Origin of the sequence: Wenzhouxiangella indolica, from assembly GCF_042310355.1 — a bacterium.
Taxonomy (GTDB): domain Bacteria; phylum Pseudomonadota; class Gammaproteobacteria; order Xanthomonadales; family Wenzhouxiangellaceae; genus Wenzhouxiangella.
On record NZ_JBHJMR010000001.1, the window covers coordinates 120,145 to 137,271 of the forward strand.

Sequence of the window (17,127 nt, forward strand, 5' to 3'; positions counted from 1 at the left end):
ATTAGATAATGTCCCGCAAGCATTCGAATTTTGAGCGCGACATCCTGCCGGATCCCCGATTTGGCAGCCTGATGATCGCCCGCTTCATCAACATGGTGATGATGGACGGCAAGAAGTCCGTCGCAGAGCGAATCGTATACGGTGCGATCGAAGAGATCGAGCGCAAGGGCCAGGCCGAGCCGCTCGAAGCGGTCGAAAAGGCCCTCGATAACGTCGCGCCCGCCGTCGAGGTCAAGTCTCGCCGGGTGGGTGGTGCGACCTACCAGGTGCCGGTCGAGGTTCGCCCCAAGCGTCAGCAGGCTCTCGCCATGCGCTGGATGATCGATGCGGCGCGCAAGCGCGGTGAGAATACGATGCCGCGCCGGCTGGCCGGCGAGCTTCTCGACGCCATGGAAGAGCGCGGGTCTGCCGTGAAGAAGCGCGAAGATACCCACCGGATGGCCGAAGCCAACAAGGCTTTCGCTCATTACCGCTGGTAAGCAGTAAAGCAACCGAGGTTTTAAAAGTGTCACGCAAAACTTCCATCGAGCGCTATCGGAATATCGGGATCATGGCCCACATTGATGCGGGCAAGACGACGACGACCGAGCGCATCCTGTTCTACACCGGCATTTCGCACAAGCTGGGCGAAGTGCATGATGGCAATGCCGTCATGGACTGGATGGAGCAGGAACAGGAGCGTGGCATCACGATCACTTCCGCGGCCACAACCTGCTTCTGGCAGGGCATGGACAAGGAATGGCCGGAATACCGCATCAACATCATCGATACCCCGGGTCACGTCGACTTCACGATTGAAGTCGAGCGTAGCTTGCGCGTGCTCGATGGTGCCGTAGCGGTGTTCTGTGCCGTCGGCGGTGTGGAACCCCAGTCCGAAACGGTCTGGCGCCAGGCCACCAAGTATGCGGTGCCGCGCATGGCGTTCATCAACAAGATGGACCGAACCGGCGCTAACTTCCACCGCGTTGTCGAACAGATTCAGAAGCGCCTGGGCGCGCGCCCGGTTCCGATCCAGCTTCCGATCGGTGCCGAGGAAGAGTTTGAAGGTGTCGTGGACCTGGTCAGGATGCGTGCCATCTACTGGGACGCGGACAACATGGGTACGACCTATGAGGCTCGCGACATCCCCGCCGAGCTCGCCGAAGAGGCGCAGGCCGCCCACGAGCATCTGGTCGAGTCGGCCGCCGAGGCCTCCGAAGAAATGATGGAGAAGTACCTCGGGAACGGTGAGCTGACCGCCGAAGAGATCATTGCTGGGCTGCGTCAGCAGACGCTGTCCAACGAAATCGTGCCCGTGCTGTGCGGCACTGCCTTCAAGAACAAGGGCGTGCAGGCGCTGCTGGATGCGATCGTCGAGTACATGCCGGCGCCGACCGAGGTGAAGGACATCCGCGGCCTGAACGAGAACGACGAGGAAGAGCGGCGGCCGACGTCCGACGAGGCTCCGTTCGCCGCACTGGCGTTCAAGATCGCCACTGACCCCTACGTCGGTTCCCTGACCTTCTTCCGGGTGTATTCCGGCGTGGTCAAGGCCGGCGACACCGTCCTGAATCCGATCAAGGGCAAGAAGGAGCGCATCGGGCGGCTGCTGCAGATGCATTCCAATTCGCGCGAAGAGATCAAGGAAGTCTACGCCGGCGATATCGCCGCAGCCGTGGGCCTCAAGGATGTGACCACGGGCGACACCCTGTGTGACCCGTCCGACGTGATCACGCTCGAGCGCATGGAGTTCCCGGAGCCGGTCATTGCTGTTGCGGTTGAGCCGAAGTCCAAGGCCGACCAGGAGAAGATGGGCCTCGCGCTGGGCAAGTTGGCGCAGGAAGACCCGTCGTTCCGGGTTCGGACTGACGAAGAGTCGGGCCAGACGATCATTTCCGGTATGGGCGAGCTCCACCTCGACATCATCGTCGACCGCATGAAGCGCGAGTTCAAGGTCGAAGCCAACGTCGGCAAGCCGCAGGTGGCTTATCGCGAAACGATTCGTCAGTCGGTCGAGGCCGAGGGCAAGTTCGTTCGCCAGTCGGGCGGTCGCGGCCAGTACGGTCACGTCAAGATCAAGCTCGAGCCGATGGGCGAAGGCGGTGGTTTCGAGTTCATCGACAAGATCGTCGGCGGCGTCGTACCCAAGGATTACATTGGTTCGGTCGGCAAGGGAATTGAGGAGGCGCTCCAGAACGGTGTGCTCGCGGGTTACCCGATGGTCGATATCCGGGCCACGTTGTACGACGGCTCGTACCACGAAGTCGATTCGAGCGAAATGGCGTTCAAGATCGCCGGCTCGATGGCGTTCAAGGACGGTGCCCAGAAGGCCAAGCCTGTCATTCTCGAGCCGGTCATGAAGGTCGAGGTTGTCACGCCGGAAGAATACATGGGTGACGTGATGGGCGATTTGAATCGTCGTCGCGGCCTGGTCCAGGGCATGGAAGATGCCCCGGCCGGAAAGGTCATCCGCGCCAACGTTCCGCTGTCGGAAATGTTCGGTTACGCCACCGACCTGCGCTCGATGAGCCAGGGCCGTGCCAACTACGTCATGGAGTTCCTCGCTTACGAAGAGGCGCCCAATAGCGTGGCTGAAAACATCATGAAGAAGAGCGCCTGAGCTCCAGAGAATCAGAAGAGGATTAGCAGCTATGTCCAAGGCAAAGTTCGAACGTAATAAGCCGCACGTCAACGTGGGCACCATCGGTCACGTCGACCACGGCAAGACGACGCTGACGGCGGCGCTGACGAAGGTGTGCGCGGAAGCGCGTGGTGGTGAGTTCCGCGCGTACGACCAGATTGACAATGCGCCGGAAGAGCGCGAGCGCGGTATCACGATTGCCTCCGCGCACGTCGAGTACGAGTCGGACAACCGCCACTATGCTCACGTGGACTGCCCGGGTCACGCCGACTACGTCAAGAACATGATCACGGGTGCGGCGCAGATGGACGGCGCGATCCTGGTGGTTTCGGCCGCTGATGGCCCGATGCCGCAAACGCGCGAGCACATTCTGCTGGGCCGCCAGGTTGGCGTTCCGTGCATTCTGGTGTATCTGAACAAGGCTGACATGGTCGACGACGCCGAGCTGCTCGAACTGGTCGAGATGGAAGTTCGCGAGCTGCTCAGCGACTACGATTTCCCGGGTGACGACACGCCGGTGATCACCGGTTCGGCGCTCAAGGCGCTCGAAGGCGACGAGTCCGAGATTGGTGTGCCGTCGATCCTGAAGCTGGTCGAGGCCCTGGACGAGTACGTTCCCGAGCCCGAGCGCGACCTGGACAAGGATTTCCTGATGCCGATCGAGGACGTGTTCTCGATTTCCGGCCGCGGTACGGTTGTGACCGGTCGTGTCGAGCGCGGCGTGATTCACGTCGGCGACGAGATCGAGATCGTGGGTATCAAGGACACGACGAAGACGACGTGCACGGGTGTCGAGATGTTCCGCAAGCTGCTCGATCAGGGTCAGGCGGGCGACAACGTGGGCGTTCTTCTGCGCGGTACCAAGCGCGACGACGTCGAGCGCGGCCAGGTTCTGGCCAAGCCGGGGTCGATCACGCCGCACACCAAGTTCGAGGCCGAGGTCTACGTGCTGAGCAAGGACGAAGGCGGCCGCCACACGCCTTTCTTCAAGGGCTATCGCCCGCAGTTCTACTTCCGTACGACCGACGTCACCGGTGACTGCCAGCTGCCGGAAGGCACGGAGATGGTCATGCCGGGCGACAACGTCCAGATGACGGTCGAGCTGATTGCGCCGATCGCCATGGAAGAAGGCCTGCGCTTCGCGATTCGCGAAGGCGGTCGTACCGTGGGCGCCGGCGTGGTGTCGAAGATTATTGAATAAAGGTTTAAGGATTCAGGTTTCAGGGTTCAGGACGCGGCTTAGCCGCGGGTACGCTGAACCTTGTAGCCTCAATTCTGACCCCTGACCCCTGCCTGGAGCAGGGGCGCGATTCGAAAGGGTCGCAATCGTGTCCGCCGAAAGGCGGGTGAATAGATTTTGATCTTTAACAGACTGAAGGCGTACGGCAATGGCCGAACAGAAAATCCGTATTCGTTTGAAGGGTTTCGATCATCGTTTGATCGATCGGTCGACCCAGGAAATCGTGGATACCGCCAAGCGCACGGGTGCGCAGGTTCGTGGTCCGATTCCACTGCCCACGCGCAAGGAGCGCTTCACGGTGCTGACGTCTCCGCACGTCAACAAGGACGCGCGAGACCAGTACGAGATTCGCACCCACAAGCGGTTGCTGGATATCGTTGATCCCAACGACAAGACGGTCGATGCCCTGATGAAGCTGGATCTGGCTGCGGGCGTTGATGTGCAGATCAAGCTGTATTGAGGCGAGTAGAACAATGGCTATCGGATTGGTAGGACGCAAACGCGGCATGACCCGCATCTTTACCGAGGAAGGTAACTCCGTCCCGGTAACGGTGGTCGAGGTCAGCCCGAACCGGATCACGCAGATCCGCGGACAGGATACGGACGGCTATGCCGCGATCCAGGTTACTTGCGGCAGCAAGCGTACGTCTTTGGTCTCCCGCCCGCTGGCCGGGCATTTCGCGAAAGCGGGTGTCGAAGCCGGCGAAGGTCTGTGGGAGTTTCGACTCGAAGGAAGCGACGGTGACGGTCTCGAAATCGGCACCGAGCTGACGGTTGAGCGTTTCGAAGCGGGCCAGAAAGTTGATGTGACCGGTATCACCAAGGGCAAGGGATTTGCCGGCGTGGTCAAACGGCACAACTTCCGTACGCAAGACGCAACCCACGGCAACTCGCTGGCGCACCGTGCGCCGGGTTCGATCGGCCAGTGCCAGACCCCGGGTCGGGTGTTCAAGGGCAAGAAAATGGCCGGTCACATGGGCGATGAGCGTCAGACGACTCTCAACCTCCAGGTCGTGCGTGTCGATGCCGAGCGAAACCTGCTTCTGATACGCGGTGCTGTCCCCGGCGCAACCGGTGGGCACGTCATGATTCGTCCGTCGATCAAGGCCTGAAGGAGAGAGTGATGGAACTCGCAGTAAACGGCGGCAACAAGATCAAGGTCTCCGACGAGGTCTTCGGCCGCGATTTTTCGGAAAGCCTTGTGCACCAGGTGGTCACGGCTTACCTGGCCGGTGGACGAGCCGGAACCAAGGCGCAGAAGAACCGATCGGCGGTGTCCGGCGGCGGTCGCAAGCCGTGGCGCCAGAAAGGAACGGGTAATGCGCGCGCCGGCACGATCCGTAGCCCGCTCTGGCGCTCGGGCGGAGTGACCTTCGCGGCGCAGCCGCGCGACTTCAGCCAGAAGGTCAATCGCAAGCAGTACCGTGCAGCGATCAAGGCGATTCTTTCCGAATTGGTGCGACAGGAACGCCTGGTCGTTGTCGAACAGTTCGACGTCGGCGAGCCCAGGACGAAGTCGCTGCTGGCGAAGTGTTCCGAGCTCGGCCTGGAGCGTGGCCTGCTGGTCGACGCAGAGCTCGATACGAATGTCTATCTGAGCAGCCGTAACGTCAAGGGCGTGCAGGCGCTGACGGTCGATACGCTCGATCCGGTCAGCCTCGTCGGCGCCGACAAGGTCGTCATGACCAAGGCGGCCGTCAACAAGATCGAGGAGTGGCTGGCATGAAGACCGAACGCATGTACCAGATCGTCCGCAGGCCGCACGTCTCCGAAAAGACGGCGCTCCTGCAGGCAGACAGCAATCAGTACGTTTTCGAGGTGCGCGGTGACGCCAGCAAAGGCGACATCAAGCGCGCGGTTGAAGGCCTGTTCGAGGTCGACGTGGAGCAAGTGCAGGTCCTGAACGTGAAGGGCAAGCAGAAGAGCTTCCGTCTTGTTCCGGGGCGCCAGAAGGGCTGGAAGAAAGCCTACGTGCGCGTCAAGAGCGGACAGACCATCGAAGAAGTGCAGGCAGACTGAAAATTAGCGAGCCGGGAATAGAATCATGGCAATCGTAAAGTCAAAACCGACATCTCCGGGCCGTAGAGGCCAGGTGCAGATCCGGCACGCCCACCTCTGGAAGGGCGAGCCGCATGCTCCGCTTCTGGAAGCCCAGGGCAAGACCGGTGGCCGAAATAACGCCGGCCGCATCACGACGCGTCACCGCGGCGGTGGTCACAAGCACCACTATCGCCGTATCGATTTCCGTCGGGACAAGGACGGCATTCGGGGCGTGGTCGAGCGGATCGAATACGATCCGAACCGCAGTGCGCACATCGCATTGATCAAGTATCTCGACGGCGAGCGCCGCTACATTCTCGCCCCGCGCCACGTGCGCGACGGCGACGAGATCCTGAGTGGATCAGAGGCGCCGATCAAGCCGGGCAACGCCATGCAGTTGCGCTCCATCCCCGTGGGCACGCAGATCCACGCGTTGGAGCTCAAGCCGGGCAAGGGCGCCCAGATGGCGCGCAGTGCCGGCGCGACCGTGCAGTTGGTGGCGCGTGAAGGGCAGTATGCAACCGTGCTGCTGCGCTCCGGCGAGATGCGCAAGGTGCACGTCAACTGCCGCGCGACGATCGGCCAGGTGTCCAACGTCGAGCGCAACCTCGAGAAGCTGGGCAAGGCCGGTGCAAAGCGGTGGCGCGGTGTTCGGCCTACCGTGCGCGGTGTTGCGATGAACCCGGTCGATCACCCCCACGGTGGCGGTGAAGGCCGGACCTCGGGCGGCCGTCACCCGGTCACGCCCTGGGGTGTATCGACCAAGGGCAAGCGCACCCGCAAGAACAAGCGCACCGACAAGTACATCACGCGCTCGCGCAAGCGCAAGTAACAGGAATTCGTCATGCCACGTTCTATCAAGAAAGGCCCGTTTATCGACCATCACCTTCAGTCGAAGGTCGAAGCGGCGGTCGAAGCAAACAACCGGCGTCCGATCAAGACCTGGTCGCGTCGCTCGATGATCATGCCCGAGATGGTTGGTTTGACCATCGCGGTACACAACGGCCGGCAGCACATGCCGATCCTGATCAACGAGAACATGGTCGGACACAAGCTCGGCGAATTCGCGCCGACGAGAACTTTCAAGGGTCACAGCGGTGACCGTAGATCCAAGTAACAAGGGTTCGAGACGGTGATGGAAGCTACAGCAAAGCTCAAAAGCGCGCGAATTTCGCCGCAAAAAGCCCGCCTGGTCGCGGACCAGATTCGCGGACTGCCCGTCGAACGGGCCGACGAGGTTCTGACGTTCAGCAACAAGAAGGCGGCGCATATCGTTCGCAAGGTGCTGATGTCCGCGATCGCGAATGCGGAACACAACAGCGGCGCCGATATCGACGAGCTGAAGGTGCGGACGATTTTCGTCGATGAAGGTCCGACCTTCAAACGGGGTATGCCGCGCGCAAAGGGTCGTTTTACGCGCATTCTCAAGCGCACGAGTCACATCACCATTGTCGTGGCAGAGGACTAATCATGGGTCACAAGGTACATCCAACCGGAATTCGTCTTGGAATCGCCAAGGACTGGGGCGCGAAGTGGTACGCCGAATCGGGCGACTTCGCCGACCAGCTCAACACCGATCTCGAGGCTCGGGCGTTCCTGCAGAAGAAGCTTGCTCATGCAGCCGTCAGCCGCATCGAGATTGAGCGCCCTGCGAAGACCGCCGAAATCACCGTGCATACGGCGCGCCCCGGTATCGTGATCGGCAAGAAGGGCGAGGACATCGACAAGCTGCGTCGCGAGCTCAGCAAGATCATGGGTGTGCCGACGCATATTCGGGTCAACGAGATCCGCAAGCCCGAGCTCGATGCCAAGCTGGTCGCTGAAAGCATCGCCCAGCAGCTCGAGCGTCGCGTGATGTTTCGCCGCGCCATGAAGCGCTCGGTCGGCAACGCGATGCGCCTTGGCGCCCAGGGCATCAAGGTTCAGGTCGGTGGTCGCCTCAATGGCGCGGATATTGCGCGAAGCGAATGGTACCGCGAAGGCCGTGTGCCGTTGCACACGCTGCGCGCCGACATCGATTACGGCACGGCCGAAGCCCGCACGACTTACGGGGTTATCGGGATCAAGGTCTGGGTGTACAAGGGCGAAGTTTTCGACCTTTACGCCGAGAAGAGTTCGGAAAATGCACCGGCCAAGGGCGGTGCGCGCAAGGAGAGTTAAACGATGCTGCAGCCGAAACGCACCAAGTTCAGAAAGCAGCAGAAGGGGCGCAACCGCGGCCTGGCTCACGTGGGCAACCGCGTCAGCTTTGGCGAGTACGGGTTGCAGGCGACCACGCGCGGCTTCATTACTGCGCGTCAGATCGAGTCGGCCCGACGTGCCATTACCCGTCACGTCAAGCGCGGCGGTAAGCTCTGGATCCGGGTGTTTCCGGACAAGCCCATTACCAAGAAGCCGGTGGAAGTCCGGATGGGTAAGGGCAAGGGCAACGTCGAGTACTGGGTTGCCCCGATCCAGCCCGGTCGCGTTATTTACGAGATCCAGGGCGTCAGCGAGGATATTGCACGTGAGGCGTTCCGTCGCGCGTCTGCCAAGCTGAGCGTTCGCACCACGTTTGTAGCGAGGACGCTGTGATGAAAGCGAATGAATTGCGTGACAAGAGTTCCAGCGAGCTCAACAACATGCTCCTGGACCTGCGCAAGGAACAGTTCTCCCTGCGCATGCAGCACGGCACCGGCCAGTTGGGCACGCCCCACGATATGCGCCGGGTCCGCAAGGATATTGCACGGGTCAAGACTGTGCTCAACCAGAAGCAGGATGAGAAGAAGGCATGAGTAGCGAAGACCGCAAGCAGCGCAGCGTCGTCGGACGCGTCGTGAGCAACAGGATGGACAAGACCGTGACGGTTCGCCTCGAGCGGCTGGTCAAGCATCCGCTATACGGCAAGTACGTGCGCCGTTCGAGCAAAGTTCATGCTCACGATGCCGACAACAGCTGTAACGAAGGCGATACCGTGCGTATCGAGCAGACCCGGCCAATCTCCAAGACCAAGGCCTGGCAAGTGATTGAAGTGGTCGAACGGGCCCAGTAAGCGGAGCTAGAGACATGATTCAGATGCAGTCAAGGCTGTCTGCAGCCGATAACAGCGGAGCGCGCGAGCTCATGTGCATCAAGGTGCTCGGTGGCTCGAAGCGCCGCTACGCCAATATTGGCGACGTCATCAAGGTGACCGTCAAGGACGCCATTCCGCGCGGCAAGGTCAAGAAGGGCGAGGTTTACAATGCAGTCGTGGTGCGCACCGCCAAGGGCGTTCGGCGCCGCGACGGTTCGCTGATCCGTTTTGACGGAAATGCCGCCGTGCTGCTCAACAACAAGCTCGAGCCGATTGGCACGCGTATTTTCGGGCCGGTCACGCGCGAACTGCGAACGGGGCAGTTCATGAAGATCGTGTCGCTCGCACCGGAAGTGTTGTAAGGAGTTCAAGATGGAACGTATTCGCAAGGGCGACGAAGTCATCGTGATCGCAGGCCGCAGCAAAGGTCAGCGTGGTCACGTGCTCAAGGTTCTCAAGAACCAGAAATTTCTGGTCGAGAACGTGAACATGGTCAAGCGCCATCAAAAGCCCGACCCGCAGAACCAGAAGCCCGGCGGCATCATTGAGCGCGAGGCGCCGATCGACGCTTCAAACGTCATGCTGTTCAACCCGGGAACCGGCAAGGGTGATCGGGTTGGCTTCAAGAACCTCGAGGATGGCCGAAAGGTTCGATTTTACCGTTCGACCGGAGAAGTGGTCGATATCTGAGTCGGCGCAGGCCGTCAGCTGAGAGCTGGAAACCGAAAATTTTCTGGAAAAGACAATGGCAAGGCTAAGAGAATTCTACAAGGACGAAGTCGTCGGAAAGCTGACCGAAAGGTTCGGCTATTCCAACCCGATGGAGGTGCCGCGGATCACCAAGATCACGGTGAACATGGGTGTTGGCGAGGCGGTTGGTGACAAGAAGGTCATCGAACATGCCGTGTCCGACATGGCCAAGATCGTGGGCCAGCAGCCGGTGATCACCAAGGCTCGCAAGTCGGTTGCCAGCTTCAAGATCCGTGACGACTACCCGATCGGCTGCATGGTGACGCTCCGGCGTGAACGCATGTACGAGTTTCTGGATCGCCTGGTGAACGTTGCCCTGCCGCGTGTGCGCGATTTTCGCGGCATTCCGCGCAAGTCCTTCGACGGACGCGGCAACTATAACCTGGGCATCAAGGAACAGATCATCTTTCCCGAGATCAACTACGACCAGGTCGATACGTTGCGCGGGATGGATATCGCCGTCACTACGACGGCAGCGACTGATGAAGAAGGTCTGGCCCTGCTGGAAGCGTTCGGCTTCCCCTTCCGGGCCAAGTGAGGAGTATTTAGAGTATGGCTAAGATTTCGATGGTTGAACGCGACGTGCGCCGGGCCAAGCTTGCGGAGAAGTACGCCGAGAAGCGCGCAGAGCTCAAGCGCATCATTGCCGATCCCGAGGCCGATTTCGACGAGAAGCAGTCCGCGATGCACAAGCTGAACAAGCTGCCGCGGGACTCGTCGCCGGTGCGTGGTCGCAATCGCTGCCGTCAATCGGGTCGGCCGCGTGGTTTCTATCGCAAGTTCGGACTTGCCCGCACCAAGCTGCGTGAAGCGGCGATGCGTGGCGATATCCCGGGTCTGCGCAAAGCGAGCTGGTAAGGAGATATCGCAATGAGCATGAGTGATCCCATCGCCGATATGCTGGCACGCATCAAGAACGCGCAGGCTGTCAACAAGCGGACTGTGAGTATGCCGGCGTCCAAGGTGAAAGTCGCCATTTCCGGCGTCCTCAAGGACGAAGGCTATATCCGCGACTTCCGTGTCGAGGAAGAAGGCGCCAAGCGCGAACTGACGATCGAGCTGAAGTACGTAGACGGCCGCGGCGTCATTGATCGCCTTGACCGTTACAGCCGCCCGAGCCTGCGTCGCTACTTCGGTAAGGACGAACTGCCGCGCGTGCTCAACGGGCTCGGCGTGGCCATCGTGAGCACGTCTCACGGCGTCATGTCGGATCGCCAGGCACGAGCTGAAGGTCACGGCGGTGAAGTGCTCTGCCTGATCGCCTGATAGAGTTTCGGAGAGACTAACAATGTCGAGAATTGCAAAAGCCCCGATCGAACTGCCCAAGGGCGTCGAGTTCAGCCATGCCGACGGCGTGGTGAAGGTCAAGGGCACGAAGGGTGAGCTGGAGATGCAGATGCACCCGACGGTGTCGCTGAGTGTCGACGACGGAGTGGTCACTGTGGCTCCGGATGAATCGGGCACGATGGCCATGGCCGGAACGATGCGGGCGCTGATCGCCAACATGGTTCAGGGTGTCACTGACGGTTTCGAAAAGAAGCTCGAGTTGGTTGGTGTCGGGTACCGCGCCCAGGTCCAGGGGCAGAAGGTGAACCTGCAGCTTGGTTTCAGCCATCCGGTCGAGTTCGAGATCCCTGACGGTGTGACGATTGAAACGCCGAGCCAGACGGAGGTCGTGATCAAGGGCAGCAGCAAGCAGCTCGTCGGCCAGGTTGCCGCCGAGATCCGTGCCCATCGACCCCCGGAGCCCTACAAGGGCAAGGGTGTGCGCTACGCCGGTGAGCGCGTGGTGATGAAGGAAGCCAAGAAGGCCTGAGGAAGCGATCATGAAGGACAAGAATCAATCCAGACTGCGGCGTGCGCGCAAGAATCGCGCTCGCATCACGCGTTCGGGGCAGGCGCGGTTGTCCGTGCACCGTTCCGGAAAGCATATTTATGCGCAGGTGATCGCCGCTGGCGGTCAGCATACGGTTGCCGCGGCATCGACGGTTCAGAAGGACGTTGCCGAGGGCCTCAAGAGTACCTGCAGCGTGGAAGCTGCCGAGGCAGTCGGCAAGAAGATTGCCGAGCGCGCGCTCGAGGTCGGCGTCGATGGCGTGGCCTTCGACCGCTCGGGTTTCAGGTATCACGGACGGGTCAAGGCGCTGGCGGATGCCGCGCGTGAAGCCGGTCTGAAGTTTTAACGCTAACGGAATTCATCATGGCTAGAGAAAACAGCACCGACGATTTCATCGAGAAACTGGTCGCGGTCAATCGTGTGGTCAAGGTCGTCAAGGGTGGCCGCCAGTTCAGTTTCACTGCGCTCGCGGTTGTCGGTGACGGCGATGGTAAGGTCGGCTTTGGTTACGGCAAGGCGCGTGAAGTGCCGTTGGCCATCCAGAAGGCGATGGAACGTGCCCGGCGTGACATGGTGCGGATCTCCCTCAACGAGGGCACGCTCTGGCACCCGGTCAAGTCTCGCCATAGTGGATCGCGTGTCTACATGCAGCCCGCCTCGGAAGGTACCGGCGTGATTGCCGGCGGCCCGATGCGCGCCGTATTCGAAGCGGTCGGCGTACACAACGTTCTGGCCAAGAGTCTGGGTTCGAACAACCCCATCAACCTGGTCCGCGCCACCTTGAAGGGCCTGCAGGCCATGGCGTCGCCGGAAACGGTCGCGATCAAGCGCGGCAAGCCGATCGAGGAGGTTCTGGAATACCATGGCTAAGAAGAACGCAGGAAAGATCCGTGTAACGCTGGTTCGCTCGATCAACAATACGATCGGGAAGCATCGCGATACCGTGCGTGGCCTGGGTCTGCGCCGCATGCACCATACGGTCGAGCTGGAAGACACGCCGGCCGTGCGCGGCATGATTCGCAAGGTCGACTACCTGGTGCAGGTGGAAGAAGCCTGATTTCAACTTTTTGGACGGTGACATGAAACTCAATTCGATTCAGCCCGCAGAAGGTAGCCGCAGCGAACGCAAGCGCGTCGGCCGCGGCATCGGTTCCGGCCTGGGCAAGACCGGCGGCCGCGGCCACAAGGGCCAGAAGGCTCGGTCGGGCGGCTATCACAAGGTCGGTTTCGAGGGCGGCCAGATGCCGCTGCAGCGCCGGGTTCCGAAGGTCGGTTTCCGCTCTGCGGTCAACCGGCACACGGCGGAGCTGCGCCTGTACCAGATCAACGCGATGGAGGGCGACGTGGTCGACCTCGACGCGCTCAGGCAAGCCGGTCTGATCAGCAAGGCAACGCGCAAGGTTCGCGTCGTCAACACCGGCGCGATCGAGCGTGCGGTCACCGTCCGGGGTGTGCACGTGACGGCCGGGGCGGCCAAGGCGATCGAGGCCGCGGGCGGTAAGGTCGAATAATGGCAAGCAATCCTTCGGAAATGGCCGGCATGCTCGGCGGAATCGGTCGGCTCAAGGAGTTGCGCCAGCGCCTGTTCGTGGTGCTGGTCGCACTGTTGATCTTCCGGTTCGGGACGTTTATCCCGGTGCCGGGCATCAACCCGATCGCGCTCGTGGAGCTGATGGACATGTCCAGCGGCACCATCGTCGACGTGTTCAACATGTTCTCCGGTGGTGCGCTGGGTCGTTTCTCGATCTTCGCGCTTGGCGTCATGCCGTATATTTCCGCGGCGATCATCATTCAGCTGATGAGCCACGCCATTCCGCAGCTGCAGCAGCTTCGAAAGGAAGGCGAGTCGGGTCGTCGAAAGATCACGCAGTACACGCGCTACTTCACTGTTGTTCTGGCCGCGTTTCAGTCTTTCGGGGTTGCCATCGCGCTGCAGAACCAGAGCGCGGGTGCAGATCTGCCGGTCGTGATTTCCCCCGGTCCCGGATTCGTCCTGGCCGCGGTGATCACGCTGACTGCCGGCACGGTTTTCCTGATGTGGCTGGGTGAGCAGATCACCGAACGCGGTATCGGCAACGGTATTTCCATACTGATCTTTGCCGGCATCGTGGCGGAGTTGCCGCGAGCCATCGGCTCGACGCTGGAATTGGTCCGTACCGGTCAGCTGGGCATTCTGGCGGCCACGTTCCTCCTGATTCTGGCCTTGGCGGTTACGGCCTTCGTCGTCTTCGTCGAGCGGGGCCAGCGGCGGATCACCATCAACTATGCCCAGCGGCAGGGCCGCCAGGCCTATCGGAGCCAGTCGACGCACTTGCCGCTGAAGGTCAATATGGCCGGCGTCATTCCGGCGATTTTCGCTTCCAGCCTGGTGCTGTTCCCGGCGACGATCTCGACCTGGTTTGGTCAGGCCGGCCAGTCGGGATGGCTGCAGAGCATCTCTCAGCAGCTCAGCCCCGGCCAGCCGATCTACATCGCGATTTTCGGCGGTCTTGTCATGTTTTTCTGCTTTTTCTACACGGCCATCGTCTTCAATTCCAAGGAGACGGCCGACAACCTGAAGAAGTCGGGCGCCTTCATTCCGGGAATTCGGCCGGGACGCCAGACAGCGGATTACATCGATTATGTCCTGACGCGGTTGACGCTGGTCGGCGCGTTCTACCTGGCGGCGGTCTGCCTGCTGCCGGAGTTTCTGATCATGCAGTGGAACGTCCCGTTCTATTTTGGCGGTACGTCGCTGTTGATCATCGTGATTGTGACCATGGATTTCATGGCCCAATTGCAGGCGCATCTGATGTCGCATCAGTATGACAGCCTGCTCAAGAAGTCCAACCTGAAGGGTTATGGCCGGAGCGGCGTGGTACGCCGCTGATGTGAGGGCCGTCTCACGGCCGGAATGATTGGAGAGCAGTAATGAAGGTTCAGGCATCAGTCAAAAAGGTTTGCCGCCACTGCAAGGTGGTGCGACGGAAAGGTGTGGTCTACGTGATCTGCAGCGACCCGAAGCACAAGCAGCGGCAGGGATGAAACACTGTTCCTCGATGGGGTTGGCAAATGCCGGGAAACCCGGTAAAATTGCTGGTTTGCGTCGAGCGGGCGTAACGGTTTACGGAGCAAGCAAATGGCACGTATAGCAGGCGTCAATCTGCCCGTCCAGAAGCATACCTGGGTGGCATTGACTCACATTTACGGCATCGGTCGAACCCGGGCCTACGAAATCTGCGAGGTCACTGGTGTGGCCCCGGATACCAAGGTTCGCGACCTGACCGAAGCAGAGCAGGAAAAGCTGCGCCAGACGATCGGTCAAATGAGCGTCGAGGGGGATCTGCGTCGCGAGGTGTCGATGAACATCAAGCGTCTGATGGACCTGGGCTGCTTCCGCGGTCTGCGTCATCGCCGTGGTCTGCCCGTTCGCGGCCAGCGCACGCGCACCAACGCCCGTACCCGCAAGGGTCCGCGTCGTCCGATTCGTTGAGGTAGTAACTGATGGCCAAGCAGCAGACCGCCAAGACTCGCAAGAAGGTCAAGAAGACCATTGTCGACGGCATTGCACACGTGCATGCCTCGTTCAACAACACGATCATTACGATCACCGATCGCCAGGGCAACACGGTTTCCTGGGCCACTTCGGGTGGTTCCGGTTTCCGCGGTTCGCGCAAGTCGACGCCGTTTGCCGCCCAGGTGGCGGCCGACAACGCCGGTCGCACCGCCCAGGAGTACGGTATGAAGAACCTCGAGGTTCGCGTCAACGGTCCTGGACCGGGACGGGAGTCCTCGGTTCGGTCGCTGAATGCGGCCGGATTCAAGATTACCAACATCATTGACGTCACGCCGATTCCGCACAACGGCTGCCGTCCACCCAAGAAACGTCGCGTGTAAGTCACCGGCAGGCAGACTGAAGAGATATGGCTAGATATATTGGACCCACCTGCAAACTCGCTCGCCGCGAGGGCGTTGATCTCAACCTCAAGAGCCCCGCGCGCGGTCTGGAGTCGAAGTGCAAGCTGAATCAGCCCCCGGGCCAGCACGGCGACAGTCGTCGCCAGCGCTTGTCGGATTACGCGCTTCAGCTGCGTGAAAAGCAGAAGGTGCGCCGTATGTACGGCGTGCTCGAGAAGCAGTTCCGCAACTACTACAAGGAAGCGGCCCGCCGCAAAGGCGCTACAGGCGAGAATCTGCTGCAGCTTCTCGAAAGCCGTCTGGACAACGTTGTCTATCGGCTTGGTTTCGCCGTCACTCGCGCGCAGGCGCGGCAGATGGTGAGCCACAAGTCGGTCGAGATCAATGGCAAGGTGGTCAACATCCCCTCCTACCAGGTGCAGCCGGAAGACCGCGTGTCGATTCGCGAGAAGGCGAAGAAGCAACTGCGCATCCAGGAAGCCATCAACGTGGCGCGTGAACTGGATCTGGTGCCGGCATGGATCGATGCAGATTTCGAAAAGATGGAAGGCGTATTCAAGTCCGCCCCTGAACGGGATGATTTGCCGCCGGATATCAACGAAAACCTGATCGTCGAGCTGTATTCGAAGTAAGCCGCGGGACTTGCTCCCGCGCTTCACACGAGAACCGATTTTGGAGAGGCAATCATGTCAGGCCAGATAAGCGAACTTATCGGCACGATGCTCAAGCCCAAGGGCCTGGTCGTCGACGAGATCTCGCCGCGCCGTGCCCGTATTACGCTGGAGCCGCTCGAGCGCGGTTTCGGGCATACGTTGGGCAATGCGCTGCGACGCATCCTGCTGTCGTCGATTCCGGGCAGCGCCATCACCGAGGCCGAGATTGACGGCGTATTGCACGAATATACGGCTGTCGAAGGGCTTCAGGAAGATATCGTCGAGGTTCTGCTCAACCTCAAGGACGTGGCCATTCGCATGCACAGCCGCGAAGAAGCCACGCTGACCCTGAGCAAGGACAAGGCCGGCCCGGTTACGGCTGGAGACATTCAGCTCGATCACGATATCGATGTACTCAATCCCGAGCACGTGATCTGCACGCTGACCAAGGCGAGCAAGCTGCGAATGCAGCTGAAGGTGACCCGCGGCGTCGGCTACCAGGCGGCAGCGGCCCTGAAGTTCAACGAGGAAGAGACCCGGACCATTGGACGTCTGCAACTCGACGCTTCCTATTGCCCGGTGCACCGTGTTGCGTACAGCGTCGAGAGCGCGCGTGTCGGTCAGCGCACCGACCTCGACAAGCTCGTGCTGGATATCGAAACCAACGGTACGATGAGCTGCGAGGACGCGGTCAAGCTGGCTGCGGGCATCCTGGTCGACCAGATGTCTGTCTTTGTCGACTTCGTCGCGCGCGAGAAGGATGAAACAGAGACGGCAACCGAGAGTTTCGACCCGATCCTGCTGCGCCCGATCGATGATCTTGAGCTGACCGTGCGTTCGGCCAACTGTCTGAAGGCCGAGCACATCCAGTACGTCGGAGACCTGGTTCAGCGGACCGAGACCGAGCTGCTCAAGACGCCCAACCTGGGCAAGAAATCTCTGACCGAAATCAAGACGGTGCTGGCGACCCACGATCTGTCGCTGGGTACCCGCCTGGAAAACTGGCCGCCGCCGTCGTTGGCGCGCACCGAGCACTGA

At 60.8% G+C, this 17,127-nt stretch carries 30 protein-coding genes; all 30 read left to right on the forward strand.

What is annotated here, in order from left to right; genetic code table 11:
• Positions 1-8 precede the first annotated feature (8 nt).
• The 30 genes from rpsG (at position 9) to ACDC67_RS00650 (ending at position 17,127) form a co-directional block, all read left to right on the forward strand.
• The gene (rpsG, locus tag ACDC67_RS00505) at positions 9-479 is read left to right on the forward strand and encodes a 30S ribosomal protein S7 (protein ID WP_376689877.1); all 471 of its coding nucleotides are present in this window, start codon (positions 9-11) and stop codon (positions 477-479) included.
• 26 nt (positions 480-505) lie between these two features.
• On the forward strand, positions 506-2,599 hold the full coding sequence (gene fusA / locus ACDC67_RS00510; protein WP_376689878.1) for an elongation factor G: 2,094 nt from the start codon (positions 506-508) through the stop codon (positions 2,597-2,599).
• Positions 2,600-2,630: 31 nt separating this feature from the next.
• The gene (gene tuf / locus ACDC67_RS00515) at positions 2,631-3,821 is read left to right on the forward strand and encodes an elongation factor Tu (RefSeq protein ID WP_376689879.1); all 1,191 of its coding nucleotides are present in this window, start codon (positions 2,631-2,633) and stop codon (positions 3,819-3,821) included.
• 187 nt (positions 3,822-4,008) lie between these two features.
• Positions 4,009-4,320, forward strand: a complete 312-nt coding sequence (gene rpsJ / locus ACDC67_RS00520) for a 30S ribosomal protein S10 (RefSeq protein WP_376689880.1) — start codon at positions 4,009-4,011, stop codon at positions 4,318-4,320.
• A gap of 13 nt (positions 4,321-4,333) precedes the next feature.
• The gene (gene rplC / locus ACDC67_RS00525; RefSeq protein WP_376689881.1) at positions 4,334-4,972 is read left to right on the forward strand and encodes a 50S ribosomal protein L3; all 639 of its coding nucleotides are present in this window, start codon (positions 4,334-4,336) and stop codon (positions 4,970-4,972) included.
• Positions 4,973-4,983: 11 nt separating this feature from the next.
• Positions 4,984-5,586, forward strand: a complete 603-nt coding sequence (gene rplD / locus ACDC67_RS00530; RefSeq protein ID WP_376689882.1) for a 50S ribosomal protein L4 — start codon at positions 4,984-4,986, stop codon at positions 5,584-5,586.
• Entirely contained in the window at positions 5,583-5,879 is a 297-nt protein-coding gene (gene rplW, locus ACDC67_RS00535; protein WP_376689883.1) for a 50S ribosomal protein L23, read from the forward strand. The genes rplD and rplW overlap by 4 nt, the downstream gene beginning before the upstream one ends.
• Before the next feature lie 25 nt (positions 5,880-5,904).
• Positions 5,905-6,732, forward strand: a complete 828-nt coding sequence (gene rplB, locus ACDC67_RS00540; RefSeq protein ID WP_376689884.1) for a 50S ribosomal protein L2 — start codon at positions 5,905-5,907, stop codon at positions 6,730-6,732.
• A gap of 12 nt (positions 6,733-6,744) precedes the next feature.
• The gene (gene rpsS, locus ACDC67_RS00545) at positions 6,745-7,017 is read left to right on the forward strand and encodes a 30S ribosomal protein S19 (protein WP_376689885.1); all 273 of its coding nucleotides are present in this window, start codon (positions 6,745-6,747) and stop codon (positions 7,015-7,017) included.
• 18 nt (positions 7,018-7,035) lie between these two features.
• The gene (gene rplV / locus ACDC67_RS00550) at positions 7,036-7,368 is read left to right on the forward strand and encodes a 50S ribosomal protein L22 (protein WP_376690543.1); all 333 of its coding nucleotides are present in this window, start codon (positions 7,036-7,038) and stop codon (positions 7,366-7,368) included.
• A gap of 2 nt (positions 7,369-7,370) precedes the next feature.
• Positions 7,371-8,060: a 30S ribosomal protein S3 gene (gene rpsC / locus ACDC67_RS00555; protein ID WP_376689886.1), complete on the forward strand. Its 690-nt coding sequence runs from the start codon at positions 7,371-7,373 to the stop codon at positions 8,058-8,060.
• Positions 8,061-8,063: 3 nt separating this feature from the next.
• A complete protein-coding gene (rplP, locus tag ACDC67_RS00560; RefSeq protein ID WP_376689887.1) occupies positions 8,064-8,474 on the forward strand; it encodes a 50S ribosomal protein L16 in 411 nt (136 codons plus the stop codon).
• Positions 8,474-8,674, forward strand: coding sequence for a 50S ribosomal protein L29 (rpmC, locus tag ACDC67_RS00565; protein ID WP_376689888.1), 201 nt, complete (start codon positions 8,474-8,476; stop codon positions 8,672-8,674). Before rplP ends, rpmC begins: the two co-directional genes overlap by 1 nt.
• Complete coding sequence (gene rpsQ / locus ACDC67_RS00570) at positions 8,671-8,931, forward strand: 30S ribosomal protein S17 (RefSeq protein WP_376689889.1); 261 nt, start codon at positions 8,671-8,673, stop codon at positions 8,929-8,931. Before rpmC ends, rpsQ begins: the two co-directional genes overlap by 4 nt.
• Positions 8,932-8,945: 14 nt before the next feature.
• Complete coding sequence (rplN, locus tag ACDC67_RS00575; protein ID WP_116650677.1) at positions 8,946-9,314, forward strand: 50S ribosomal protein L14; 369 nt, start codon at positions 8,946-8,948, stop codon at positions 9,312-9,314.
• Positions 9,315-9,324: 10 nt separating this feature from the next.
• Complete coding sequence (gene rplX / locus ACDC67_RS00580; protein WP_376689890.1) at positions 9,325-9,642, forward strand: 50S ribosomal protein L24; 318 nt, start codon at positions 9,325-9,327, stop codon at positions 9,640-9,642.
• A gap of 55 nt (positions 9,643-9,697) precedes the next feature.
• Positions 9,698-10,240, forward strand: a complete 543-nt coding sequence (gene rplE / locus ACDC67_RS00585; RefSeq protein WP_376689891.1) for a 50S ribosomal protein L5 — start codon at positions 9,698-9,700, stop codon at positions 10,238-10,240.
• Positions 10,241-10,254: 14 nt separating this feature from the next.
• Positions 10,255-10,560 carry a 30S ribosomal protein S14 gene (gene rpsN, locus ACDC67_RS00590; RefSeq protein WP_376689892.1) on the forward strand — a complete coding sequence of 102 codons (306 nt, stop codon included), beginning with the start codon at positions 10,255-10,257 and terminating at the stop codon, positions 10,558-10,560.
• A gap of 12 nt (positions 10,561-10,572) precedes the next feature.
• Positions 10,573-10,968: a 30S ribosomal protein S8 gene (gene rpsH / locus ACDC67_RS00595; RefSeq protein WP_376689893.1), complete on the forward strand. Its 396-nt coding sequence runs from the start codon at positions 10,573-10,575 to the stop codon at positions 10,966-10,968.
• Positions 10,969-10,990: 22 nt separating this feature from the next.
• Positions 10,991-11,518, forward strand: coding sequence for a 50S ribosomal protein L6 (gene rplF / locus ACDC67_RS00600; RefSeq protein ID WP_376689894.1), 528 nt, complete (start codon positions 10,991-10,993; stop codon positions 11,516-11,518).
• A 10-nt stretch (positions 11,519-11,528) separates the two neighbouring features.
• Entirely contained in the window at positions 11,529-11,885 is a 357-nt protein-coding gene (rplR, locus tag ACDC67_RS00605) for a 50S ribosomal protein L18 (protein WP_376689895.1), read from the forward strand.
• 17 nt (positions 11,886-11,902) lie between these two features.
• Positions 11,903-12,409 carry a 30S ribosomal protein S5 gene (rpsE, locus tag ACDC67_RS00610; RefSeq protein ID WP_376689896.1) on the forward strand — a complete coding sequence of 169 codons (507 nt, stop codon included), beginning with the start codon at positions 11,903-11,905 and terminating at the stop codon, positions 12,407-12,409.
• On the forward strand, positions 12,402-12,596 hold the full coding sequence (gene rpmD, locus ACDC67_RS00615) for a 50S ribosomal protein L30 (protein WP_376689897.1): 195 nt from the start codon (positions 12,402-12,404) through the stop codon (positions 12,594-12,596). The genes rpsE and rpmD overlap by 8 nt, the downstream gene beginning before the upstream one ends.
• Positions 12,597-12,618: 22 nt before the next feature.
• Positions 12,619-13,050: a 50S ribosomal protein L15 gene (rplO, locus tag ACDC67_RS00620; RefSeq protein WP_376689898.1), complete on the forward strand. Its 432-nt coding sequence runs from the start codon at positions 12,619-12,621 to the stop codon at positions 13,048-13,050.
• Positions 13,050-14,408, forward strand: coding sequence for a preprotein translocase subunit SecY (gene secY, locus ACDC67_RS00625; RefSeq protein ID WP_376689899.1), 1,359 nt, complete (start codon positions 13,050-13,052; stop codon positions 14,406-14,408). Before rplO ends, secY begins: the two co-directional genes overlap by 1 nt.
• A 41-nt stretch (positions 14,409-14,449) precedes the next feature.
• Positions 14,450-14,563 (forward strand): 50S ribosomal protein L36, encoded by a 114-nt coding sequence (gene rpmJ / locus ACDC67_RS00630; RefSeq protein ID WP_376689900.1) that lies wholly within the window; start codon positions 14,450-14,452, stop codon positions 14,561-14,563.
• 94 nt (positions 14,564-14,657) lie between these two features.
• The gene (gene rpsM / locus ACDC67_RS00635) at positions 14,658-15,011 is read left to right on the forward strand and encodes a 30S ribosomal protein S13 (RefSeq protein ID WP_376689901.1); all 354 of its coding nucleotides are present in this window, start codon (positions 14,658-14,660) and stop codon (positions 15,009-15,011) included.
• Between the two features lie 11 nt (positions 15,012-15,022).
• The gene (rpsK, locus tag ACDC67_RS00640) at positions 15,023-15,415 is read left to right on the forward strand and encodes a 30S ribosomal protein S11 (protein ID WP_376689902.1); all 393 of its coding nucleotides are present in this window, start codon (positions 15,023-15,025) and stop codon (positions 15,413-15,415) included.
• Between the two features lie 26 nt (positions 15,416-15,441).
• On the forward strand, positions 15,442-16,068 hold the full coding sequence (rpsD, locus tag ACDC67_RS00645; RefSeq protein ID WP_376689903.1) for a 30S ribosomal protein S4: 627 nt from the start codon (positions 15,442-15,444) through the stop codon (positions 16,066-16,068).
• 54 nt (positions 16,069-16,122) lie between these two features.
• Entirely contained in the window at positions 16,123-17,127 is a 1,005-nt protein-coding gene (locus ACDC67_RS00650) for a DNA-directed RNA polymerase subunit alpha (protein ID WP_376689904.1), read from the forward strand.